Below are 22,614 nucleotides of genomic sequence, written 5' to 3'. Positions count from 1 at the left end.
CCCGTCCGCCACTAGAGCCGAAGCCCCCGTGCGACTTGCATGTGTTAAGCATTCCGCCAGCGTTCGCTCTGAGCCAGGATCAAACTCTCAGGTTCATCCCCGCAGCCCAGCCAAAGCCAGGCCACGCAGACGCCTTTCGATCAGACTCCGCTCACCACTCCCGATGCAATCCATCACCCAGCCAAAGCCAGGCAACGATCCATCGTCTTCCAAAAAACCGATGCAACTGTCAAAGAACAAACCAAACCAGGAAAAGAGCCAATCACTCAGCCCCACAACCCTGTCCGGTAAACCACCATGTAGCGTCAACCAACACTACATGCAAGAGACTTTTTTGGCCGCCTTCTGAATGCTTCGTCCTCCGACGATTACAACAGCTGTTCTTGCGAACGGAAAACTGTCGCGCCCGATTACTCAGGCCACTCAAAAGGTCCACCTCACGGCGGAGCGGGGAAATAGCGCCTTGCGCCCAACGCCACAAGCCCCTGTGGAGGATTTTTTTCAATCCGATGGCAGCCGCTCGTCTGGCGGCGCGATCGCCGTGGCCAGATCCCTCAGCAGAGGCTTGTTCGGCAATGGGTCAAGCTGCATCCTGCGCGGCTCCAGCCGTGCGGTACAGGCGTAGATCACCCGCCCGTCCAACAGCATCATGCACTCCTTGCAGGCATTGGCATTCAGGCAGGCGTAGCGGAAGGCGAGGCTCGGATCCGCCCCCTCCCGCAGTCGCCGCAGCCCGTCGAGGACGGACTCGCCCGGCTCGAATGCGAGGGTGAAGGCCTCATGCCGCGGCGGCTCCCCGGCCGTGCCACGCCGGATCAACAGGATCGCTTCCAGCATCAGGTGACAAACCTCGGCCGGACCTCGCCCGCCGGCAGATCCACCACCAGGCTGCGCTCCCAGGCGGGGCTTTGTCCTGGGTAATCCTCCCGCTGATGTGCCCCGCGGCTTTCGGTCCTGGCCGTCGCGGCGTTCACCACCGCCTCAGCCACCAACAGCATCTGCCGCAGGTCGAGCCAGTCGAGCCGCAGCAAGTCATGAGGCTGGCCAGGCTGGCCGGGTGGTGCCGTTCCGAGTTCATCCCGCAGGACGGCCAACTCGGCCGCCGCGCGGCCCAACCCGGATGCGGTGCGGAAGGGACCGACATCCGCCGCCATGATTCGTTGCAGCCGGGCCACCATCGCCGCCGTGTTCATCCTCTCTCCTTCGGCCTCAAGCAGCGCGAGCCCCGGTGCAGCCGCCGCGGCATCGAAGCACGGCGCTCCAGCCGCGGCCTGGCGTGCCGCCTCGGCACCGGCGATGCGACCGAAGGCCAGGGCCTCGGTGATGGCGTTGCCCGACAGCCGGTTGGCGCCATTCGCCCCGCCCACCGCCTCACCGGCCGCAAGCAGGCCCGGCACGCCAGTCCGCATGGCGGTGTCCACCCGGATACCTCCCATATGATAATGTGCGATGGGTGAGACCTCGATCGCATCGCGTGTCAGGTCGATGCCATTGGCCGCCAGGCGGTCGATCACCGGTCCGAAGGCCTCGCGCAACCGCGTCTCCGGTACATGGGCGAAGCTCAGATAGGCTCCGCCCGCCGGTGAGCCACGCCCGGCTTCGACCTCCTTGGTAATGGCGTAGGTGGCGAGATCGCGGGTGACGACGTAGCGCTCCGCCTCCCCCTCACCCCAGCGGTGCAGGAATTCCTCCATCTCGCCGTTCAGCAATCGCCCGCCCAACTTGTAACGGAACGGGTCCCACATGATCGGATCCATGCCTATCAGCCGTGGCGCGAGGTGGCCGATCGGGAAAAACTGCACAAATTCCATATCGATCAGCGGCGCTCCGGCGCGCAGCGCCAGGGCATAGCCATCGCCCGACATGTTGGCGCTGGCGCTGTTGCGGGCGTAGAGCCGAGTCAGCCCACCGGTGGCGATGATGGTCGCCGCAGCCCCAATGGTCAGCGGCCGGCCGGAGGCGATGTCGAGCGCGACCGCCCCCGTCACCCGCCCTCCCTGCAGCACGAGGTCGCTGACCACAACCTCCCCCACTCGCCGGATCGACGCCCCTACCCGCTGAAGTTGCGTGCGGAGGGTGCGGGAGACAGCAGGACCCGTCGAGAGGAAGTCGACATAGACGCAGCGCGGCCGGTCATGCCCCGGGGCCTGCACCTGGGCGAAGCCGCCTTCGGCATCGCGCGCCCAGCCAACCTTCCAGCGCTCCATCTCGAGGATGCACTCGGCCCCAATCTCACAGAGCAGCGCAGCCAGCGCCGGGTCGCAGAGGCCTCGCCCAGCGGCCAGCGTATCGGCCATATGGTGGCGCCAGTGGTCGGTGCCTTCGGGCCCGACCGCCGCGGCCACGGTCATCTGCGCCATCACCGTAGCGCCGCCGCGGCCGATCAGGCTGCGGTCGAGCAGCAGCACCCGCCCCGCCCCCTGCCGTGCCGCTTCGATCGCGGCATACATCCCGGCCGCGCCGGCACCGACGACGAGGACATCCGCCTCGAGATGCCGCATGTCAGTCAAGCCGGATGTTCCCTGCCCGAACCACCCGCCCCCAGGCCTCCTGATCTTCACGTACCAGCGCGGCAAGACCGTCCGGTGTCGTCGGGCTGGGCAATGCCGCCTGGGCGCGCAGCACCTCGAGCATGGCGGGCGCCTTCAGCGATTGGGTCACCGCCTCGTGCAGCCGCGCGAGGATTGGCGCCGGCGTCCGGGCCGGGGCGAAGAGCGCCTGGAAAATACTGATCGACAGTGGAACGCCCTGTTCCTGCAAGGTCGGGGTCCCCGGCAACAGGGCGAGCCGCTGCGGCGAGAGGGTGGCAAGGATGCGGATGGTCCCGTCACGCGCCAGCGCCTCCGCCGCGCCCGCGGGCAACACCATGGAATCGACCTGCCCCGCTGCCAAGGCCTGAGCCGCCGGAGCGGCGCCGGTATAGGGGACATGCAACAGTTCAATCCCCGTCGCCTCAGCTATACGCAGCATGGCGATCTGGGAGGTGCTGCCGACGCCCCAGCTGGCATGCGTCAGCCCGCCCGGCTTGGCCTTGGCGGCGGCGAGGAAGGCCTGCAGATCCTGCAGTTCGCGCCGGGATGGGCCAACAGCCAGCGCCAGCGGGACATTGGTGATGTTGCTGATCGGCTCGAAGTCGCGGTTCGCGTCATAGGCGAGGTTGCGCATGGCGGCCGGGTTCACCGCATGGGTATCGGTCACGCCGAGCAGCAGCACCGTGCCGTCCGGCGCGCTGCGGGCGACGACGGTCGCGCCGATGCTGCCATTAGCACCCGCGCGGTTCTCGACGACGACGGAGGTGCCAAGCTGCGCCGTCATCTGCTGCGCTACGGCACGTGCCAGGATGTCGGTGATGCCACCCGGATTGTAGGGGACGATGATCCGCACCGGTCCGTGGACGGTCTGCGCAGTGGCCGGGCGAGTCGCCACCGCGGCGGCGAAGGCGGCTATGGCACGGCGTGAGAATTTGGGCATGCGGCCTCCAAGCGGTCGGCCGTGCTGCACCGGTATTTCCTCACCATCCGGATAGGCCAGCCAAGCCGGCTTGTCCATGCGGGAGAGGCGCCGTCCCTACCCCGCCGCTTCGCGGATCAGGTCCAGATCGAGCCAACCCTTGGCGCCCCAGCCGCTGACATCCTGCGGCACCTCCGGGCGGAAGCGTTCATAGAGGCGGAAGCCGAGCCGGTTGAGTTCCTCCGGCGCGAAGCCATCCGCCAGCGCCTCCATGGCTGCCCGGGTCTCACCGAAATGCGGCCCGAAGGCGCGGGTGAGATAGGCAGCGACAGGCGCGGCGGCGGCAGGCCGGCCATCCCGCTCGGCCAACACGACACCATCGGAATCATGGGTGAGTGGGATGTCGCGCCCAAGCAGCGACGTCACGGCCTGCGCCGACGCGGCGGGCCGCGGCTCGTGCTGCTTCTCCTCCGCCAGGCCCAGGCGCCGGGCTTTGGCGCGGGCAGCGGTACCGGCGACGACGCTTGCCAGGCTCAGCGCGGTCTCCCGCGGATGGCCCAGACGCTCCGCGACGATTGCCGCCCAAAGGGTCAACACCGGGGCACGATTCACACGGATTTGGGCGCTTGGCATTGCCGTCTCCTCGGCAGGAAGCGAGGCTGCAGCGCTCAGCAACACCTTCGGTTCAACGATCCACAAGCCCGTAATTTGTCTGCAACGATTAATATTCCGGCCACACTAAGTGAACTCGCAACCATCGATTCAGAGCTTGCTATCGTAGGTTGCATACGACATACCTCTCAACCACAGGGGGATCACGTTCCCGTGTATTCACGGTGTTGTTGGGAGAAAATAGAATGGTTTCCTCGGTTGGAACGACCACCACTGATGCGAGCGGCAACCAGTACAAGGTTGTCCTGTCTGACGATTTCAGTTCAGGGTACAAATATTCCAACTGGGGTTCGGTTTACCACGGCGGCGTCTATGGCAATGGCGCCTTCTGGTGGAACGCCAGCGACGTCAAGGTGACCAGCGGTGAGATGCAGGTCAGCGCGACCCGCCACGCGAATAACAGCTGGAGCGCGGGCGGCTTCAACAGCAAGGCGGCCGGCATCACCATCAAATACGGCACGGTCGAATTCGATGCCCGGGTCGAGACCGCACAGGGCACCCAGGCCGCCATCATGATGTGGCCGAAATCGGATGTCTGGCCGCGCGACGGCGAGATCGACATCCTCGAAACGCCGAAGGGCACTGGCATGCACACCGTGCATTGGGCCGGCGCCAACAACCAGGACACCTACAGCGCCAAGCTGAGCGGCATCGATACCAACCAGACCCACCACTACAAGATGACCTGGCTGCCGAACCTCCTCACCATCTCGGTCGACGGCAAGGTGGTCGGCACCTGGACCAACCCGGACATCATCCCGGACACCGCCATGGGCTTCGGCGCCATGAGCTATGTCGCCGCCAGCAACCAGGCCTGGCTGGGCGGTGCGCCCAACAGCACGACGCCGAGCAAGGTCACGACACATATCGACAACGTGGTGATGTCGCAGTGGACCGGCGCCGGATCGTCAGGCGGCACTACCCCCTCGGCGCCCACGACCCCGACCACGCCAACTACCCCCCCGGTGACCAAGACCATCGGCACCGGTGGCGACACGCTGGTCCTGAAGATCAACCAGGACGCCTATAATGGCAACGCCCAGTACACCATCAGCGTCGACGGCAAGCAGATCGGCACCACGCTGACGGCCAGCGCCTCTCACGCTGCGGGACAGGACGACACCATCACGGTCAAGGGCGACTGGGGTGCGGGCAGCCACAAGGTGACCGTCAACTTCCTCAACGACGCCTATGGCGGCTCGGCGGCGCTCGATCGCAACCTCCATGTCGACGGCATCACCTTCAACGGCAAGGCGCTCAGCAACGGCACCGCGGATCTCAGCAAGAACGGCCCGGTGGATTTTGGCTTCGCCAAGGCTACCACGCCGACGCCGACGCCGACGCCTGCACCGAGCACTGACCCGGCTGTGGTGGTGAAGACCATCGGCTCCGGCAGCGACACCATCGTCATGAAGGTCAGCCAGGACGCCTATAACGGCAACTGCCAGTACATCGTCAGCGTCGACGGCAAGCAGATCGGCGGCACGCTGAGTGCCGGCGCCCTGCATTCCACAAGCAAGGACGACATCATCACCATCAAGGGTGACTGGGGCGTTGGCGACCACAAGCTGACCGTCAAGTTCATCAACGACGCCTCGGGCAGCGGCGGCGACCGCAATCTCTATATCGACGACCTCACCTTCAACGGCACGACCTTCGCCAAGGACACGGCCACCTTCAGGATCAACGGGCCGAACGACTTCCGCTTCAGCGAGGCCGCCGAGGGCTTCGCCGCCACCTATATCGGCACCGCCTACAAGGACAGCTTCGCCGTTGACCATGGCGATGGGAGGGTGGTGATCGACCGCTTCACCAGCGGCAGCGACAAGCTGGTATTCAATGACCTTGCCAAGGCCGACCTGCACATGGCGACGACCACCCAGGGCGGCGTCTCCGGCCTTCTGCTGACCTTCGACGATACGGCCGACACCGTCTTCCTCGCCCATGTCAGCAAACTGGCCACTACCGACATGCTCTTCGTCTAGGCAACAGACGACGCGACCGGAGGCGGCTCGCAGGACCGCTGCCGAGAATAAGGGGCGCCCCGGTCCGGGCGCCCTTTTCCATGCCGGGGCGGCCCGTGCTATGCGGCGGCGCATGAAGTCCGGACCCGACCACGCCATCCCCGATCTCGCCACCGCCCGCCGCCTGGTGGTGAAGATCGGCTCCGCCCTGGTGGTGGATGAGCGAACGGCCGCCCCGCGAGAGGCTTGGCTTGCCTCGGTCGCCGCTGACGTCGCTGCGCTCCGGGCGCGAGGGACGGAGGTGGTGGTGGTGTCGTCCGGCGCCATCGCCCTTGCCCGCCGGGCCCTCGGCCTCACCCGCAAGCGGCTGAAGCTCGAGGAGAAGCAGGCGGCCGCGGCGGTCGGGCAGATCCGCCTCGCCGGCGCCTGGCAGGCGGCGCTTGCCGGCCATGGCCTCGCCGCCGCCCAGCTGCTGCTGACCCTCGAGGACAGCGAGGACCGCCGGCGCTACCTGAATGCCCGCGCCACCCTCGGCACGCTGCTCGAACTCGGCTGCATCCCCGTCATCAACGAGAACGACACGGTGGCGACGGCCGAGATCCGCTTCGGCGACAATGACCGTCTCGCCGCCCGCGTCGCCGAGATGATTGCCGCCGATGCGCTGGTGCTGCTCTCCGATATCGACGGCCTCTACACCGCTGACCCGAAACGGGACCAAGGGGCCGAGCATCTGCCGGTGATCACCCAACTCACCGAGGAGATCATGGCGATGGGCGGCGACCCGCCTCCCGGTTACTCCTCCGGAGGCATGCGCACCAAGCTGATCGCTGCCCGCATCGCGACCGGCGCCGGCTCCGCCATGGCGATCGCCCTCGGCAAGCGGGACAATCCCCTGCAGGCGATGCAAGAGGGTGCGCGCTGCACCTGGTTCCTGCCGACGCCCGAAGGGCGGACGGCCCGCAAGCGCTGGATTGCCGGCAGCCTCGCCCCGCTCGGCGCCCTGATCGTGGATGAGGGTGCCGCCCGGGCCCTGGCCCGCGGCTCCTCCCTGCTGCCGGCCGGGGTGAGGCGCGTCGAGGGTCAGTTCCACCGCGGCGACCCGGTGAGCGTGCGGGATTCCGAGGGACGTGAACTGGCCCGCGGCCTCTCCGCCTATGACGCGGAGGATGCCGGGCGTATCGCCGGGCACCGGTCGGAAGAGATCGAGGCAATCCTGGGCTGGCGAGGGCGTGACGAGGTGGTGCATCGGGACGACTTGGTGGTGCTCTGATCCCATCGGGGGCTGAGACGCGAGCGCTGCCATTCGGCCACAAGCCGGATCGGATCAAGCTGGCCAGACCGTGATGGTGGCACTCACGGCATAGCAAGGACCAGCTTGGCTGCCCTGGGCCGCAGCCATGATCGGCAAGCGGAGACGTGAACGGGCTGGATTACAGCCTTTCGCATTTCTGTACGTTTCCTGTTTCTCAAGAGGAGACGGCTATGAAGAAGACATTCGGGATGGCGCTGCTGGCTGCAGCCGTTTCATTCGGTCTCACGGCCTGCGGAACGAGCACTGGTGGTCGCGCCGTATCAGGGGGCTTGATCGGCGCCGGCGCCGGCGCCGGAGTAAGTGCCCTGACGGGTGGCAGCGTCGGCACAGGCGCACTCGTCGGTGGTGGCGTTGGCGCGGCCGGCGGTGCGCTGACAGCGCCGCGGCGTTACTGAAGCCTGGCCGTCCGAAACGGTATCGCCGAAGCCCAAACCAATATTGTGGCACGCGGCCGGTTCGATTACCGACGATAAGGCGTGAGAGCCGCATCCTGGGTTGGTGCGGCTCTCGCTGCCGTAGATGACGGCGAATTGCCAAAGGCAAGATAGGCGCGGTTATTGAGGCCCATGGTGTCCCAGGCTGCCGCAGGCTCTTTGGCTTCGCTATTAGAAAGTTGGCGCTCAATCCGCAGTTGCTGCGCCGGCGTCAGCTGTGCCCAGTTCAGGGCAAGCCATGGATTTTGCCGCAGGTTGCCGCGGACCCATTGATCCTGTTCCCGCCCGGACGATGCCGGCGCTTGCGGTGCTGCTTCCTCGGCAGGCACCTGGAGGCTCGGCCGATTGGGCATAGGCGGTTGCTGGGGAGTAGGCGTGCCCCTCCCCTGCTCCGGCGAATTTGCCGGCTGCACGGCCTGACCGTCTCGGGGCGTGGGTACGGTGTGACGGGCCGCATAGGCCTTGGGGTCGAAAAACTGATCCAGATAATCCATCCGGTTCAGTGCCTGACAGCCAGAGCACAGGAACACGTACAAAAGTGCCGCTGACTGACGCCACTGCCTTGATGGTGGCTTACAGCCAGAGCGCATGAACCAACCTTGATCGCCGAGCGCCATGGTATGGCAAACGTCTGGCAGAGACAGGAGATGCTTGGTGCCGTGAGGTTGATGGCACCACCGCATCGGATTGCGGGCATCTGTCCATCATCCGGGTCCGGCCTTTCCCAAGCGGACTGCGTCCCACCGTCCATCTGGTGTCGAGAGACTGCCTCAGCCGATGGGCAGGGCTTCCGCCAGGGCGATGGGGTCACTCCTTGGACAAGTTTCAAAGGTGCATTAGTCTACCGTATGACCTCAAAGGCCTAAGCATGGAGCGCTTCGAGGTTGAGAGGATTTTTCCGCGCATAGAACCGTGGTTCTCACGACCCGGTTTCGCCTTTCAACAGAGAGCGCCATGGCACTGGTCAAAACTTCAAAGATTGCCGCAGGCAATACGAAAATGGGATCTGGGCCCGAAACTCCCAAGCCGGCCACTGCGGCGAAACCAGGCGCCCGTACTCTTCACAGAGGCACCAGCCAAAAGGGGACAGGACCGAGCCCAGACCAACTATCCGAGCGCATTGCCGCGGCTACGGAAGAATTGGCCAGTGGCCTCACGGAAGCATCCGCTGCTGCGGAGCAACTCCGCCGCTCCATGGAACAGATCGCCAGTGGTGCTGAAGAAGCTGCAGGGGCATCACAGGAGCAGTCGGCGGCAATTCGGCGGATCGTTGTCAACCTGACCGCCGCCCGTGGCCTGGCCGAGGCCTCGCGGCGCCGGACCGAGACGGTGCAGGCGGTGCTGGCGGAAACTGCGGTCCAGATCACGACCTCGGTGCGTGGCCTCGAGCGGAACGCGGAGCGGCAGGACGCCGCGATCGCAATTATCGCTGAGCTGGAACGGCGGGCACAGGTGATCGGCGAGATCACCAGCACGGTCAGCCGCATCTCGGACCAGACCAACCTCTTGGCTCTTAACGCCGCCATCGAAGCCGCACGGGCCGGGGATCGCGGACGCGGCTTTGCGGTGGTGGCCGATGAGGTGCGGGCACTGGCGGAAATATCCGAGAAAAGTGCGTTGCAGGTTCGCGGCCTGGCGGACGGCATCCAGACCGAATTGCGCAGCGTCGTAGCCGCCGTGAGGACCGCGGCGGATAATGCGGTCACTGAAGCGAGGATTGGCACACAAGCGGTAGAAACCCTGGACGCCATGCGTAATGGCATGGCCCAGATGGCCGCGAGCAGCCAGGATACCCTGACGGCGGCCCTTGAGGCGGAACGCGCCGCAGTCGAGGCGCAGCGCGGGGCCGAGCAGGTGGCCAGCGCCGCCGAGGAGCAGTCAGCCGCGGCGACCGAAGCGCATTCGGCCATCGGCCAGCAGGCGCAATCCCTGGATCAGGGCCAGACTGCCGCACAGATGCTGGCGGGTTTGGCCGAACGCCTGCGTGCCGGCAATGCGGATGCCGCGGCTGCCGAACAGATCGGGGCGGCAGCGGAGGAGCTGTCGGCGACCATCCAGGAACTCTCGGGCGCAGCCAGCCAGATCATGGTTGCGGTAGAGCAAATCACCCGCGGCTCCCAGCAGCAGGCGGCGGCTACCCAACAGACTTCTGCGGCCCTTGCGCAGATCGAGAGCAGCGCTGCTCTCGCGAAGAAAAATTCCAACCTTGCCATCGAGCGCGTGAGGACGATGGAGGCAGCGCTCCAGGACAGCCGCGCCTCCGTTGCGCGGCTGGTGGATGGTATCGACCTCGCGGCGCAGGGCAGGCAGGCGAGCCTGGTCTCGATTGCCCGCCTGGAGACGGTCGGCCGCCAGATTCGGAAGGTCGTCGAGGGTCTTGCCATGGTCGCCGTCCAGACCAGCATGCTGGCAGTGAGCGGCTCCGTCGAGGCGGCACGGGCCGGTGCCTCCGGCCGGGGGTTCGCCGTGGTGTCAGCCGATATCCGCAGCCTGGCACGCGAGGCGTCGGAGAGCATCGAGGGCGCCAAGGACACCGTGCGCAGCATCCTCGACCAGATCGCGTCCCTGCGGCGTGACCTGGAGCAGAGCGTCGTCTCGGCCGAAACCGAAGCGCAGAACAACAAGGCCATCTTCGCCGCGCTGGACAGGGTGGATAGTGAAGCCGTCTCCCTAGGCACGGCAAACGCGGCGATTACCGAGAGCGCCGACACCATCCTGGCGGCGGCGGCGGAGACGGCTGCGGGTGCCCGGCAGATTGCGGCGGCAGCAGAGGAAGCCAGCGCGGCGTCGCGCCAGGCCGCGACAGCCTCCGCCCAGCAGGCCCAGGGCGCCGAGGAACTCGCCGCTGCAATCGAGGAGATCGCTTCACTCGCAGATGAGCTGAAGCAGCATGCCTGACGCCGACCAGATCCTGGCGATGAGGGGCGCCCCTGCACGTCGCTTCCTCACCTTCCGAAGTGCCGAACGCCTTTACGCCCTTCCGGCGGAGGAGGTCTCGGAGGTTATCCGCGTTCCAGCGGTGGCGCGTGTTCCGCAGGGGCCCGGGAGCCTATTGGGGATAGCCAATCTCCGCGGCTTCGTCCTGCCGGTCGCCAGCCTGCGTGGCCTGCTCGGCCGAGAGGAGGCAGCGGCCTCGCCTATGTTGCGCGCCATCGTCCTGGATGGCGCGGCGCCCATCGTACTGGTCGTGGACGTTGTGGAAGCGTTGGTCACAGTCGAGGCAGACCGGATCGAGACCCGGCAGGCGCAGCTTGCCGCCGAACCCGTTGAGCGCCTGTGGGGCGCCTTCCAATACGGCCCGGGTCTGGAAGTAGCCAAGATTCTGGACATCCAGAATTTGCTTAGCGCGGCGTTCGTGCAGCGGGTACGCCCGCCGCGGTCACGGCCTGAAAACTCCAGCGCCGGCCCGGTCCCGCATGATACCGAAGCGGAAGACGATCATCCGACGCTGATCACCTTCGATGTCGCGGGACAGGAATATGCGCTCGGGCTCGATGTGGTGCAGGAAGTCCTGCCAGCGCCTCGCCTTCTTGCGGTCATGCCTCACGCCGAGGCACTGGTCCTTGGCGTCGTGCCGTTCCGCAATACGCTGCTGCCATTGCTTTCGCTGCGCGGGCTGCTGGGTTTCGCGCTGTCGCAGCCAAACGAGAAGGACAAGATCCTCGTCACCGCGGTGGGTGGTATCCTGGTGGGCTTGGTCGCCGATGGAATCCGAGCCATCCTACCCCTCGATTCAAGCCTCGTGGAACCGATCCCCGCGGTGCTCGCAGCGCGCAGCGGTGGCGAAGCCAGAATCAAAGCCATCTACCGAGGCGAGGCTGGACGACGACTGATTTCCATCCTTGCGCCGGAGCAGCTGTTCCGGGAGGACGTCATGCGGCGATTGGGCACGGATCATGAAAATCCTCGGCCACAGAACACCGAAGATGACCGGATGCCTGACCGGGAACGGCACTTCTTGGTGTTTCACCTGGGCGACGACGAGTTCGGCCTGCCTATCGAAGCGATAGACGAGGTCGCCCGCGTGCCCGGCCAGATCACCCGCCTGCCGAAGACGCCGGAATTCCTCGAAGGCGTGGTCAATCTTCGCGGCGAGGTGCTGCCGGTGGTCGACCAGCGTCGGCGCTTCGGCATGCCGAAGCTGGAGCACGAGGAGGGCCGGCGCCTCCTGGTGGTTCGCACGGAGCGCCACCGCGCAGGGCTGATCGTGGACAGCGTTTCGGGCGTCCTTCGGAATACTTCGGCCACCCTGGAACCCGTCCCGGCGCTGACCGACGAGACGACGCGACTGGTCCAAGGCGTGCTTAACTTGGAAGATGTGGGGCGGATGGTGCCCATCCTGGACCCCACCGAGTTGCTCAGCCGCGCGGAACGCGGGCTGCTCGACCGCCTGGAGACCGCGACGGAGCGTCCTGGCTTGTGATCAAGCTGCTGGTGGTCGATGACTCCGCCCTGGTGCGGAAGCTGCTCGGACAGGTTTTTGCCAGCGAGGCGGATTTCGAGATCCGGTTCGCACGCAATGGGCTGGAAGCGCTCGATCAACTGAAGATCTTCGGGCCCGATGTCATCACTCTCGATGTCCATATGCCCCAGATGGATGGCTTGGCCTGCCTGGATCGGATCATGCTTGAGCGTCCCTGCCCCGTGGTCATGGTGTCGTCACTGACCGCGGCAGGTGCGGAGGCGACGCTGGAGGCATTCCGCCTTGGGGCCGTGGATTTCGTACCCAAGCCCGAGGGCGCCGTATCGTTGCGCATCGGCGAGCTGGCGCCGGAGCTGGTGGCGAAAGTCCGCTCGGCCGCGAAAGCAGAGTTGCGACCCAGCCTCAGGCTGACGGAGCGGGTGCGGCACCAGATCGGCGGCGCGGCACCGATCCACCGCGTGACGGAAAGGGCAAGTTCGGCCGATGCCGCACCCAGGCCCGCCACCGGCGATGGCTTGGTCCTTGTCGGAACCTCGACCGGCGGCCCTCCTGCCCTGGAAGCGCTGCTCACGCCGCTACCCATGGATTTTCCCTGGCCGATTCTCGTGGCGCAGCACATGCCGGCGAGCTTCACCGGGCCCTTGGCCAGGCGCCTGGATGGGCTCTGCGCCTTGACCGTCACGGAAGTCACACGGCCGATCTTGCTGCAGCCGGGCTGCGTCTATATCGGGCGGGGAGATGCAGACCTCATTGTCTCACGCCGTGCCGCCGGATTGGTGGCAATGGCTGTGCCGGTCCAGCCCGGCTATCCCTGGCACCCCAGCACCGACCGCCTGGTGAGGAGCGCGATGGGTCATCTTTCGTCGGGTCAGCTGATCGGCGTCTTGATGACGGGGATGGGCAATGACGGCGCCGAAGCGATGGCGCTGCTGCATGCGGAGGGCGGCAAGACCATTGCCGAGGCTGAGGAGACGGCCGTGGTTTGGGGAATGCCCGGCGAATTGGTGAAGGCCAAGGGCGCTGACTGGGTTCTGCCGCTACCCAGGATTGCCGACCAGCTGCGGAGGCTGACACCCTGACATGCCCCTGATCCGCAGGACCCCCGACGGGGTTCAACCCGATCGCCCTGACGCAGGCGAAGCCCTGGCCACCCTGACCCATGGCACCCGCCAGAAGCGGTGGGCGGCCGCGCGTGCCCTGTCCGACGCACCGGACGCTGCCGAGGCATTGGGGCGGGCGCTCTCCAGCGAGGACGACCCGCATGTGCGGGAGGCGATCCTTACCAGCCTCCTCCGCCTGCGAAGCGCGGCCAGCATCCAGGCGATACTCCCGCATCTTCGGTCGGACAATGCCAGCCTGCGGACCGGCGCGCTCGATGCCCTGCGGGCGATGCCGGATGTGGCCGGACCGCATCTGCCGGAACTGCTGCGCGATGCGGATCCGGATGTCCGGCTGCTGGCCTGCGACCTCGCCCGCAGTCTGCGTGTCGCTGACGCGACCCATTTGTTGTACGGCCTGCTCGAGGTGGAGCGCGAGGCCAATATCTGTGCCGCTGCGCTGGACGTTCTCGCCGAGATAGGCGGGCCCGAGGCCCTGCCGGTCCTGGCACGATGCGCGGAGCGGTTCCACGACCATCCGTTTCTTGCCTTCTCCATCAAGGTCGTCACCGAACGGCTCAGCGCGCAAACGCCCCGGCACCGTGGCTGAGCCGGCGCCGTGACGGAGGAAGAGTTCCGCCGGCTATGCGACTTCCTCTATAGACGCACCGGGATGGTCTTCACCGAGGCCAAGCGGTACTACGTCCAGCGGCGAGTTACGGATCGCATGACCGCCACCGGAGCAACCTCCTTTCCCAGTTACTTTGCCCGGCTGCGTGGCGACCTGAACGGTGAGCTCGAGCAGTTCATCAATGTTTTCACGGTCAACGAGACCTACTTCTACCGCGAGGATCACCAGCTCCGCTGCCTGACCACGGATCTGTTGATGGAATGCGTTCGGGCAAAGCCGCCCGGAGAAGTCGTCCGGATCTGGTCCGTGCCCTGTTCCACAGGAGAAGAGCCCTATTCCATTGCCATTTGGCTGCTGGAGAATTGGCCGCAGGTCGATGCCTACGACATCGAGATCGTCGGCTCGGATATCGACACCCGCGCGCTGGAGGCTGCGCGGGAAGGCGTGTTCGGCAAGCGAGCCTTGATGCGGCTGACGCCGGACCTGGTTGCCAAATACTTCGTGCCAGTCGGCCCTGAGCAGTGGCGGGTGCTGGAGGATCTGCGCCAGTCGGTGCGGTTCACGCCGGTGAATCTGGTCGAGACGGGCGAAACCCGGGCGCATGGTCGGTTCGACGTGATCTTCTGCCGCAACGTTCTGATCTACTTCGACGATGCGTCACGCCGGCTGGCGGCCGAAAACCTGTATGAGAACCTGCTCCCCGGTGGGTACATCTGCCTGGGGCATTCCGAGTCGATGAGCCGCATATCGCCGCTGTTCGAGGTGCGTCGCTATGTTGATGCCATCGTTTATCAGAGACCGCCGGGAGGCGCTCGTGGCTGAGGTGGCAAGGAAGCGCGTGCTGGTGGTCGATGATGCCAGCCTGGTGCGGCTCTACTATCGCGACGCCCTGGAACGCGCGGGTTATATGGTGGACGAGGCGCTGAACGGGCTGGAGGCGCTCGAGAAGCTGCTCCTGCAGCCCGCTGATTTGCTGATCGTCGATGTCAACATGCCGCAGATGGATGGCTTCACCTTCCTGAAGGTCCTGCGCCGCCAAGAACTCCCTCTTGCCGGCACGCCGGCGCTGGTGACCAGCACCGAATGCGGGCCACAGGACATCCTTGCGGCACGGCGGGCGGGCGCCAACTTCTATCTGGTCAAACCCCTCACCCAGGACATATTGGTGGAATACGCGGCCCTCCTTTGCGGAGCCGCGGCATGAACGAGTTCGTCGAGCAATTCCTGTTGGAAGCCCGTGAGCTCGTCGAGCAGGCCACTGATGACCTGCTGGCGCTGGAGGAGAAGCCCGGCGACAGCGAGCGGCTCGATAGCGCGTTCCGGGCCTTCCATACCCTGAAGGGTGCTGCCGGCATCGTGGATTTCGCAGCCATGACGCGTGCCATGCATGCCGCCGAGGACGTCCTGTCCGCCATCCGCACCGGCGCCAACCCCGTGACGCCCCGGCTGATCGGCGACTGCCTGACCTGCCTCGACCAAGTCATCCAGTGGCTGGATGCCATGCAGGTGAGCGGCGGTGAACTTCCTCCGGATGCCGAGGCGGGTGCGGATGCCATCCTGCGACGTTTCGGCGAGGAGAGCAGAGTTGGCGGACCGGTCGCGCTGCTCGCGCTTCCGCAGCAAGCACCGGTCTCCTGGGTTGAGGCAATGCTGGATGGCCACCCGGAGGCCGCTGCCGAGGCCAGTACCGCTATCCGCTATAGCCCCGATCCGGGCTGCTTCTTTCGCGGTGAGGACCCGCTTGGGCTGATCGCGCAGCTGCCCGGTATCGTCGCGCTGGACCTCCTGCCAGTGGCCCCGTGGCCTGAACTCGATGCACTGGATCCCTTTGCCTGCCATTTGGTCCTGATGGTCCTGATCTCCGGCTCGGCAGAGCAGGCTGCCACCCTGCTGCATCAGGTTCTCGATCAGGTGGAGATCCGGCCGTTACGCGTCGCAACCGGCGGGGTTGAGGGCGATCCGGGCCTTTCGGCGGCTGCCCGCAAGCTGCTGGAGGCGCAGCTCCTGCTCCTGGCGGAGGATGTTGCCGAGGGCGCCGCCGGGCGATTGGCTTCGGCTGGCAAGGTGGCCGCCAATGTACTGCGCCATGGCGGCAAGATGGCCGAGGCGGAGCGGCTTGAGCGACACCTGTCCCACAGCCAGACCGCCGGCGACCCGCGCATCCTGGCGACTGCGATCGAGGCCGCGCTGAACGGTCGCCTGCTGGCTGGCGCCCCTGATGATGTGGGACCGGCGCCGCGCCTGCCGGAGGAGACTGCGGCCCGCGCCCTGCGCGTGGATGTCGAGCGGGTCGATGCGCTGGTGACGCTGACGGGCGAACTGACCATAGCAAAGAATGCCATCAGCCATATGGCCGGTCTGGCCCAGGACGGCATGGACCCAAAGGCCCTCGCCGCACTCCTGAAGCAACACCATGTCCAGCTCGATCGGCTTGTTGACGAGCTGCAGCAATCCGTCCTGCGCATCCGCGTCCTGCCCCTCAACCATGTCTTCCGGCGCTTTCCCCGGCTGGTGCGGGACATGGCGGCAAGCCTCGGCAGGCCCGCCCGGCTGGTGACGGAAGGCGAGGCCACAGAGGCGGACAAGGCCATCGTGGAAGCCTTGTTCGAGCCGTTGCTGCATGTGCTGCGCAACGCGATCAGCCACGGCATCGAGACAGCATCCGAACGCGCTGCCCTCGGCAAACCTCCCGTGGCAACGGTTCATCTGCGGGCCACCCGGGATGGCGAGCACGTCATCATCGAGGTTGCGGATGACGGCCGAGGCATCGATCTCGAGAGGATCCGTGAAGTCGCTATGGAGCGGGGCGTGGCGCAGGCCGAAACCCTCGCGGCCATGACCGAGGCCGAGGTCATGGACCTCATCTTCGCGCCGGGTTTCTCGACGGCAACGGCCGTCACGGGGCTGTCCGGTCGTGGGGTCGGAATGGATGCGGTGCGCATGGCTGTGGATCGGTTGGGCGGCCGCGTCGGTATCGAGAGCCGTCCAGGCGAGGGCACCCTCGTGCGGTTCACCCTGCCCCTCACGCTCATGATGACGGCCGTGATGACCGTGGAGGCGGGTGGGCAGCTATTCGGCATTCCGCTGGACGCGGTCGTGCAAACGGTTTCCGTGCCCCATGACCGGATCCTGCCTGTCGGAGCCAGCCATGCCTTCGTGTTGCGGGATCGGACCATCCCACTCCTCGAACTTGCCGAGGTGCTTGGACAGGGACGGACGATGACGCCCGCAGCCGAGGCGAAGGTCGTGGTCGCTGCGGTAAGAGGTGGGCTCGGCGGGCTTGAGGTCGACCGGTTGGGGGAGCGGATGAATGTCATGCTCAGGCCGCTGGATGGGCTATTGACCAGCCTGTGGGGTGTTGCCGGCACCACCCTGCTGGGCGATGGGCGGGTTCTGATCGTGCTGGACCTGGAGGAGATCTTCCGGTGACGGTGCGGCTGGTGGATGGGGTGACCATCGTGTTGGAGGGCCAGTGCGAAATCGACGACGCCGATCCGCTGCTGCGGCACCTGCTGGCGGCCCCACATGCGACGGTGGACTGGCGGTTATGCCAAGGAGCTCATACCGCCATCATCCAAATCCTGCTCGCATCCAAAGCGGTAGTGCACGGGCTGCCTGACAGCATATTTTTACAACGGAATGTGGCGCCGCTGGTCAAAAAGGCCCAAGATTGACCTTTCTCCTTCCAGCTAGGCACATTGCCGTTGCCAATGGCTCGACATGGCCGGCCGACAGTCGCTTGGGACGATGCTTGATATATGACCTACAAAGTCCTCGTCGTCGATGACAGCAAGCTGGCACGCATGGTCGTCGCCAAGGCCTTGAGCACAGGGCATCCGGATTGGATGAAGGCCGAGGCAGCGAATGCTGCCGAAGCCATGGACCTGGCAAGCCGGTCGCCCTTCGATGCGGCGCTGCTGGACTTCAACATGCCCGGTCAGGATGGTCTGCATCTCGCCGCTGAACTTCGGGCCTTGTACCCGAGGATGGCTCTAGGGCTTCTCTCAGCCAACCATCAGGTGGAGATCGTGAGCCGCGCGCATGAGGTGGGGGCGACCTTCCTGCCCAAGCCGCTGGCGCAGCAGGATCTGAGCGACTTCCTTGCCAAGGCGGTGCAGCTCAAGGCGGCGACCCGGTGACACCTGACGATCCAGTGGCCCTTAGCGACCTGGAGCACGACGCCCTCACGGAACTCGTGAATCTGGGCGTGAGTCGCTCCGCCCTGAACTTGCGCGAGATGGTCGGAGCGCAAGTGCTTTTGTCAGTGCCAACAATCACGCTGGTGAACCGCGACCGAGCCATCGAGATACTAGCCAGAACCGAACCCAGCAAACTGGTCGCTGTCCACCAGATTTTCGAAGGTGCGATCGCCGGCCGGGTGCTGCTCATCTTCCCGGATACCCAGAGCCTGGAGCTTGTCCGGGCCGTGTCTGGTGATGAACTGCCGCTCGACGACATCATCGAGCTGGAACAGGAGGCCCTGGCCGAAACCGGCAACATCATCCTGAACGGATGCCTGGCCACCATTGCCAACCTACTCCAGCGCAGCCTGAAGATGTCCCTGCCGGAGATACTCCGCGGCGATGGGTCCGAGTTTTTCAATCTGATGCCACTGCCCGAGGCCGGCGATGTGGTCATGTTCCTTTATGTCAATTTCGCGGTACGCGAGCGTGACATCCGAGGCTATATCGTTATGCTCATGGACCTACCGTCGCTGGCGGCACTGAAGAGCCTGCTGAGCGAATTCATCGAAAGGACGACAGGAGGGGTGACGCCGTAACCTGATGCGCCGGCTTGAGAGTGATCTGTCCGCCGCCATTTTTGACGCACTGAACATTGGCTTGGCCTTGTTGGATGGCGACAAGCGGGTCATCGCCTGGAATTCCTGGCTGGCGGTGGCAAGCGGCATCACTGCCGAGACGGCTACCGGGCGACGGCTTGACGCGATCTTTCCCAACTCGGGGTTGCGTCGGCTTGATCTGGCGATTTCAGAAGCGCTGGAGACGGGCACGGCGCGACTTCTGACCCATTCCCTTCATCCGTCCCTCTTGCCGCTGCGAACACCTGCTGGCCGGAGTTTGGTCCACAATATTCTGGTTCAGCCAGTCTGCGAGAAACCCGCTTCCAAATGCCTGGTCCAGGTCACCGACGTCACCGTGGCGGCGAGGCGGGCGGAAATCCTGCGAGAGCGGCAGAATGCCCGCTATGCCTCGGTCGTGGACAGCGCCCCGGATGCGATACTGACACTTGATGCAGCAGGGCTGATCCAATTCGCCAATCCGGCTGCCACCCGGGAGTTCGGCTATGCATCGCAGGAGCTAGTCGGCCATCATATGGGGCTTCTTCTGGAAGCAGAAGCTTGGGGCAAGATCTGGCCGGCTGTTCTTGGAGGCGAGCCAGTTCATGGTCCGGTCGAGGTGGTCGCTCGGCGCAAGGACGGGTCCCCCAGCTATCTGGAGATTTCCGCATCACGCTGGACCAGCGACTCACGCGTGTTCGTGACCATCATCCTGCATGACGTCAATGAACGGCGCGCCGTTGAGGAAGCGCTGCGAACCCTGAACCAGACTCTCGAGCGGCGTGTGGCGGAGCGCACAGCCGACCGCGACCGCATGTGGCGGCTTTCCACCGATGTCATGATTGTGGCGCAACTCAACGGCACCATCAACGCCATCAATCCAGCCTGGACGCAGCTATTCGGCTGGGACGAGGCCGGCCTGGTCGGCTCCAGCATGATCGACTTCATTCACCCCGAAGATCGGGACCAGTTCCAGTCCATTCTGCGGGACCTATCGACGGGAGGTGCGCCAAAGCTATTCGAGTTGCGCCTGCAAACCCACGATCACCGAAGCCGGCGTATTGAATGGAGTGCCGTAGCGGCGGATGGCCTGCTGCAAGCCGTGGGCCGGGACGTCACGGCTGAACGCGAAGCCGAGCAAGCCCTACAAAAGGCTGAAGAAGCCTTGCGCCAAGCGCAAAAGATGGAGGCGATCGGCCAACTGACCGGTGGCATCGCCCATGACTTCAACAACCTGCTCACCGGCATCATTGGTTCGATGCACATCCTGAAGCGTCGAGTCACCGCTGGCCGCTACGACGACGCCGAACGGTTCATGGATGCCGCGGTGACCTCTGCAAACCGCGCGGCGGCTCTGACGCATCGGCTTCTTGCCTTCGCACGCCGTCAGCCGCTTGACCTCAAGGCCGTCGATGCGAACCAGATGGTCCAGGGCATGGAGGAGTTGTTGCGCCGCACCCTCGGCGAACAGGTTGAGCTGACGACGGATCTGGAGCCCGCGCTTTGGCCGGCCTTCACCGATGCGCATCAACTTGAAAACGCGATCCTGAACCTGGCGATCAATGCGCGGGATGCGATGCCTGACGGAGGCCAGCTAACGATCACCACCAGGAATGCGGTATCCCACGAGCCGGTTCTGGATGGACAGGAAGAAATCCCAGACGGCAACTACACCGTGATTTGCGTCAGTGATACTGGTGCAGGCATGGCACCGGACGTGATTACTAAGGCATTTGAGCCCTTTTTCACAACCAAGCCGATCGGACAAGGGACCGGGCTTGGTCTGTCAATGATCTACGGATTCACGAAGCAATCACGCGGAGCGGTGCGGATACGAAGCACCGTCGGTCATGGTACCACGGTAAGTCTCTACTTGCCCCGGCATAATGGCCCCATTCTGCCTCCTCCTGACAAGCAATCGCATGAAATACCAAAAGGGGATGGAGAAACTGTTCTTCTGATCGAGGACGATTCGTCTGTGCGGCTTCTTATTGGAGAGGTACTGCGCGAACTCGGCTATGCCTGCATTGAAGCAAGTGAAGGTCAGGCGGCGTTGCCAATACTGATTTCCAACACACGTTTGGATTTGATGATCACGGATGTGGGCCTTCCTGGGTTGAGTGGACGCCAGCTTGCTACGGTCGCCCGGCAATATCGTCCGGAACTGAAGATCCTGTTCGTTACTGGCTATGCCGAGCACGCGACAGGGCACACCAAATTTCTGGAACCCGGTATGGAGATGGTAACAAAGCCATTCGCATTGGATGCTTTGGCCCTTAAAATCAGAGAAATGATACTGCAAAATCGGACATATTGAAGAACGCCATCCTGACTTGCCGCCCCGGATTGAATTGACATGAGCCGCCAGGTGCGGGCGCGTTTCTTAAATAACTGATTGCCTGAAAAAGGAGACCAGGCACAACGCGGCGGAGCATGATGCGCAATATTGCTGCGTAGATCATGGTTTCTCCTGTTTCAGGCAGGCGCTCGTAGTCGCGTGCGGGCCGGCGCGACCGTGATAACGAAGCGAAGGCCCGTTCTTCTACCCAGCGATGGGGGAAGACCTGAAAGCCTTCCAGCTTCCCTCCAAGGTCATGTGGCGGTCGCGGTGCTTCGGCACCTCGACACGCCAGCCTTGCCCGGCCTCAAGCCAGCGCGCGAAAGTGCCTGCATAGGCGCCGTCGGCCCACACCAACTCCAGATGTAGCAATTCACCTGCGTCGGCACGTTCGACAAGGTGATGCGCTCCGAGCTGGTCATGCAGATTGGCGACATGGATGTGCGCGAACAGGACGACGCCAACTGCATCGACGAGAATGCGCCGCTTTCGACCAAAGCTTCGCTTCGCGGCGTCGTAGCCGCGCATTTGGGCCGTCGGTCGTGCCCCCGGGCGTGGTGTAGGAGGGCGCCGCCGTAACGATGGCGGCCATCGTGATGGTCCTGGCTAGCCCATCTTATTCACCGGTCAGCAAAGGCAGGGTCATCCGGGAGCTGATCTGAGCAGCGGGCAAACGCCCGCATCCGCATGCGGCGGTGATGTTGGGCTTGGACGGGCGGCATTCGAGGTTGCTGGGCGGAAGGCACGGTGGAGCATTGGCCCCGTCGGTTACGGCCCGGCTGGGTGGAAGCTGCGGGCGAGGCCGCGGAACAGCACTGCATGCGGGCAGGCTGCGGCGAGGGCGAGGCGAACCTTGTTGCCGGTCTCGATGACCCGGCCTGCGACTTTGAGCAGGTGCAGCCTGAGAGTGGTGAACTCGGCACTGGCCAGGTCGTGCGGCCTGGGGATGCGGTCGCGCAGGGTCAGTAGTAGCCAGTAGGCAGCGGTGTGTAGGACCAGGCGGACCTGGTTGGCCAGCGGCGAGCGGCAAGAGGTGCGGTCAGAGGCGAGCTGGGCCTTGTGCAGCTTCACCAGGTTCTCCGCCTGTCCTCGCGCGCAGTACAGGCTGTCGTAGACCCACTCGGCGCTGCCGCGGGCAAAGCTGGTGACCACGAAGCGAATATCGAGGCCCTGGGTGCTGGCCTCGATGCGGGCAACCACCCGACGCTGCTTGCCCCAGGATTTGGCGCCATAGTGGGTCTCGGCATAGCGGCGCAGCACCGGGGCGTTCTCCTCGGCGCGGCGGACCCGCACGTCGTCGGCCGCGTCCTCGACGGCGGCCCGCAACACGGCATTGGTTGGCAGGCCAAAGACGTAGTCGATGCCCTTCGCCTCGCAGAAGGCCATCACCTCCGGGCGGCCGTAGTGCCCATCGCCGCGCAGGGTGATGTGGGTGCTCGGTCAGTGGCGCCGGATTTGCCGGACCAGGCGACGCAGATGGCCCCGGATCTCCGTG

At 65.1% G+C, this 22,614-nt stretch carries 19 protein-coding genes, 1 rRNA gene and 2 pseudogenes; 13 read left to right on the top strand and 9 right to left on the bottom strand.

Annotated features, from left to right (window positions below):
* The 5 genes from BLR02_RS25945 to BLR02_RS25925 all read right to left on the bottom strand — a co-directional run.
* A 16S ribosomal RNA gene (locus tag BLR02_RS25945) occupies positions 1 to 95 on the bottom strand; the annotation flags it as partial.
* A gap of 406 nt (positions 96 to 501) precedes the next feature.
* Positions 502 to 837 carry a 2Fe-2S iron-sulfur cluster-binding protein gene (locus tag BLR02_RS25940; protein ID WP_245704962.1) on the bottom strand — a complete coding sequence of 112 codons (336 nt, stop codon included), beginning with the start codon at positions 835 to 837 and terminating at the stop codon, positions 502 to 504.
* Positions 837 to 2,501: an FAD-binding protein gene (locus tag BLR02_RS25935; protein WP_090665192.1), complete on the bottom strand. Its 1,665-nt coding sequence runs from the start codon at positions 2,499 to 2,501 to the stop codon at positions 837 to 839. Before BLR02_RS25935 ends, BLR02_RS25940 begins: the two co-directional genes overlap by 1 nt.
* 1 nt (position 2,502) lies before the next feature.
* Positions 2,503 to 3,471, bottom strand: a complete 969-nt coding sequence (locus BLR02_RS25930) for a Bug family tripartite tricarboxylate transporter substrate binding protein (protein ID WP_176849835.1) — start codon at positions 3,469 to 3,471, stop codon at positions 2,503 to 2,505.
* Between the two features lie 96 nt (positions 3,472 to 3,567).
* Positions 3,568 to 4,083: a hypothetical protein gene (locus BLR02_RS25925; RefSeq protein ID WP_090665190.1), complete on the bottom strand. Its 516-nt coding sequence runs from the start codon at positions 4,081 to 4,083 to the stop codon at positions 3,568 to 3,570.
* Between the two features lie 224 nt (positions 4,084 to 4,307).
* Between BLR02_RS25925 and BLR02_RS25920 the strand changes: the two genes are divergently transcribed.
* A complete protein-coding gene (locus tag BLR02_RS25920) occupies positions 4,308 to 6,107 on the top strand; it encodes a carbohydrate-binding domain-containing protein (protein ID WP_090665189.1) in 1,800 nt (599 codons plus the stop codon).
* A 112-nt stretch (positions 6,108 to 6,219) separates the two neighbouring features.
* Complete coding sequence (gene proB, locus BLR02_RS25915) at positions 6,220 to 7,356, top strand: glutamate 5-kinase (RefSeq protein ID WP_090665194.1); 1,137 nt, start codon at positions 6,220 to 6,222, stop codon at positions 7,354 to 7,356.
* Between the two features lie 502 nt (positions 7,357 to 7,858).
* Here the strand turns inward: proB and BLR02_RS28990 are convergent.
* Positions 7,859 to 8,449, bottom strand: coding sequence for a hypothetical protein (locus tag BLR02_RS28990; protein ID WP_143018315.1), 591 nt, complete (start codon positions 8,447 to 8,449; stop codon positions 7,859 to 7,861).
* Positions 8,450 to 9,026: 577 nt separating this feature from the next.
* Between BLR02_RS28990 and BLR02_RS25905 the strand changes: the two genes are divergently transcribed.
* From BLR02_RS25905 to BLR02_RS25855, 11 genes are all read left to right on the top strand, one after another.
* Entirely contained in the window at positions 9,027 to 10,730 is a 1,704-nt protein-coding gene (locus BLR02_RS25905; protein ID WP_218128074.1) for a methyl-accepting chemotaxis protein, read from the top strand.
* The gene (locus tag BLR02_RS25900; RefSeq protein ID WP_090665188.1) at positions 10,723 to 12,255 is read left to right on the top strand and encodes a chemotaxis protein CheW; all 1,533 of its coding nucleotides are present in this window, start codon (positions 10,723 to 10,725) and stop codon (positions 12,253 to 12,255) included. The genes BLR02_RS25905 and BLR02_RS25900 overlap by 8 nt, the downstream gene beginning before the upstream one ends.
* Entirely contained in the window at positions 12,252 to 13,334 is a 1,083-nt protein-coding gene (gene cheB, locus BLR02_RS25895) for a chemotaxis-specific protein-glutamate methyltransferase CheB (RefSeq protein ID WP_090665187.1), read from the top strand. The genes BLR02_RS25900 and cheB overlap by 4 nt, the downstream gene beginning before the upstream one ends.
* A 1-nt stretch (position 13,335) precedes the next feature.
* Positions 13,336 to 13,962, top strand: coding sequence for a HEAT repeat domain-containing protein (locus tag BLR02_RS25890; protein WP_090665186.1), 627 nt, complete (start codon positions 13,336 to 13,338; stop codon positions 13,960 to 13,962).
* 9 nt (positions 13,963 to 13,971) lie between these two features.
* Entirely contained in the window at positions 13,972 to 14,805 is an 834-nt protein-coding gene (locus BLR02_RS25885) for a CheR family methyltransferase (protein ID WP_090665185.1), read from the top strand.
* Positions 14,798 to 15,187, top strand: a complete 390-nt coding sequence (locus tag BLR02_RS25880) for a response regulator (RefSeq protein ID WP_281201266.1) — start codon at positions 14,798 to 14,800, stop codon at positions 15,185 to 15,187. Before BLR02_RS25885 ends, BLR02_RS25880 begins: the two co-directional genes overlap by 8 nt.
* Positions 15,184 to 17,412: a chemotaxis protein CheA gene (locus BLR02_RS25875; protein WP_218128072.1), complete on the top strand. Its 2,229-nt coding sequence runs from the start codon at positions 15,184 to 15,186 to the stop codon at positions 17,410 to 17,412. The genes BLR02_RS25880 and BLR02_RS25875 overlap by 4 nt, the downstream gene beginning before the upstream one ends.
* Positions 17,409 to 17,657 (top strand): hypothetical protein, encoded by a 249-nt coding sequence (locus tag BLR02_RS25870; RefSeq protein WP_090569203.1) that lies wholly within the window; start codon positions 17,409 to 17,411, stop codon positions 17,655 to 17,657. The genes BLR02_RS25875 and BLR02_RS25870 overlap by 4 nt, the downstream gene beginning before the upstream one ends.
* Positions 17,658 to 17,741: 84 nt before the next feature.
* A complete protein-coding gene (locus tag BLR02_RS25865; RefSeq protein ID WP_090569199.1) occupies positions 17,742 to 18,122 on the top strand; it encodes a response regulator in 381 nt (126 codons plus the stop codon).
* Positions 18,119 to 18,763: a chemotaxis protein CheX gene (locus BLR02_RS25860; RefSeq protein WP_090569196.1), complete on the top strand. Its 645-nt coding sequence runs from the start codon at positions 18,119 to 18,121 to the stop codon at positions 18,761 to 18,763. Before BLR02_RS25865 ends, BLR02_RS25860 begins: the two co-directional genes overlap by 4 nt.
* 4 nt (positions 18,764 to 18,767) lie before the next feature.
* Positions 18,768 to 21,098 carry a PAS domain-containing hybrid sensor histidine kinase/response regulator gene (locus BLR02_RS25855; RefSeq protein WP_090665182.1) on the top strand — a complete coding sequence of 777 codons (2,331 nt, stop codon included), beginning with the start codon at positions 18,768 to 18,770 and terminating at the stop codon, positions 21,096 to 21,098.
* Here BLR02_RS25855 and BLR02_RS31160 read toward each other — a convergent pair.
* The 3 genes and pseudogenes from BLR02_RS31160 to BLR02_RS25840 all read right to left on the bottom strand — a co-directional run.
* Positions 21,064 to 21,360 carry a transposase gene (locus tag BLR02_RS31160; RefSeq protein WP_369596541.1) on the bottom strand — a complete coding sequence of 99 codons (297 nt, stop codon included), beginning with the start codon at positions 21,358 to 21,360 and terminating at the stop codon, positions 21,064 to 21,066. The two genes, BLR02_RS25855 and BLR02_RS31160, sit on opposite strands and share 35 nt — an antisense overlap.
* Positions 21,324 to 21,656 (bottom strand): annotated as a pseudogene (locus tag BLR02_RS25845) (transposase); the annotation flags it as partial. The gene BLR02_RS31160 and the pseudogene BLR02_RS25845, both read right to left, overlap by 37 nt.
* 231 nt (positions 21,657 to 21,887) lie before the next feature.
* Positions 21,888 to 22,614: pseudogene (locus BLR02_RS25840) on the bottom strand (IS1380 family transposase); the annotation flags it as partial.

It is taken from the genome of Belnapia rosea (assembly GCF_900101615.1).
Classification (GTDB): Bacteria; Pseudomonadota; Alphaproteobacteria; order Acetobacterales; family Acetobacteraceae; genus Belnapia; species Belnapia rosea.
This window is presented reverse-complemented; position numbering and strand designations above follow the sequence as displayed.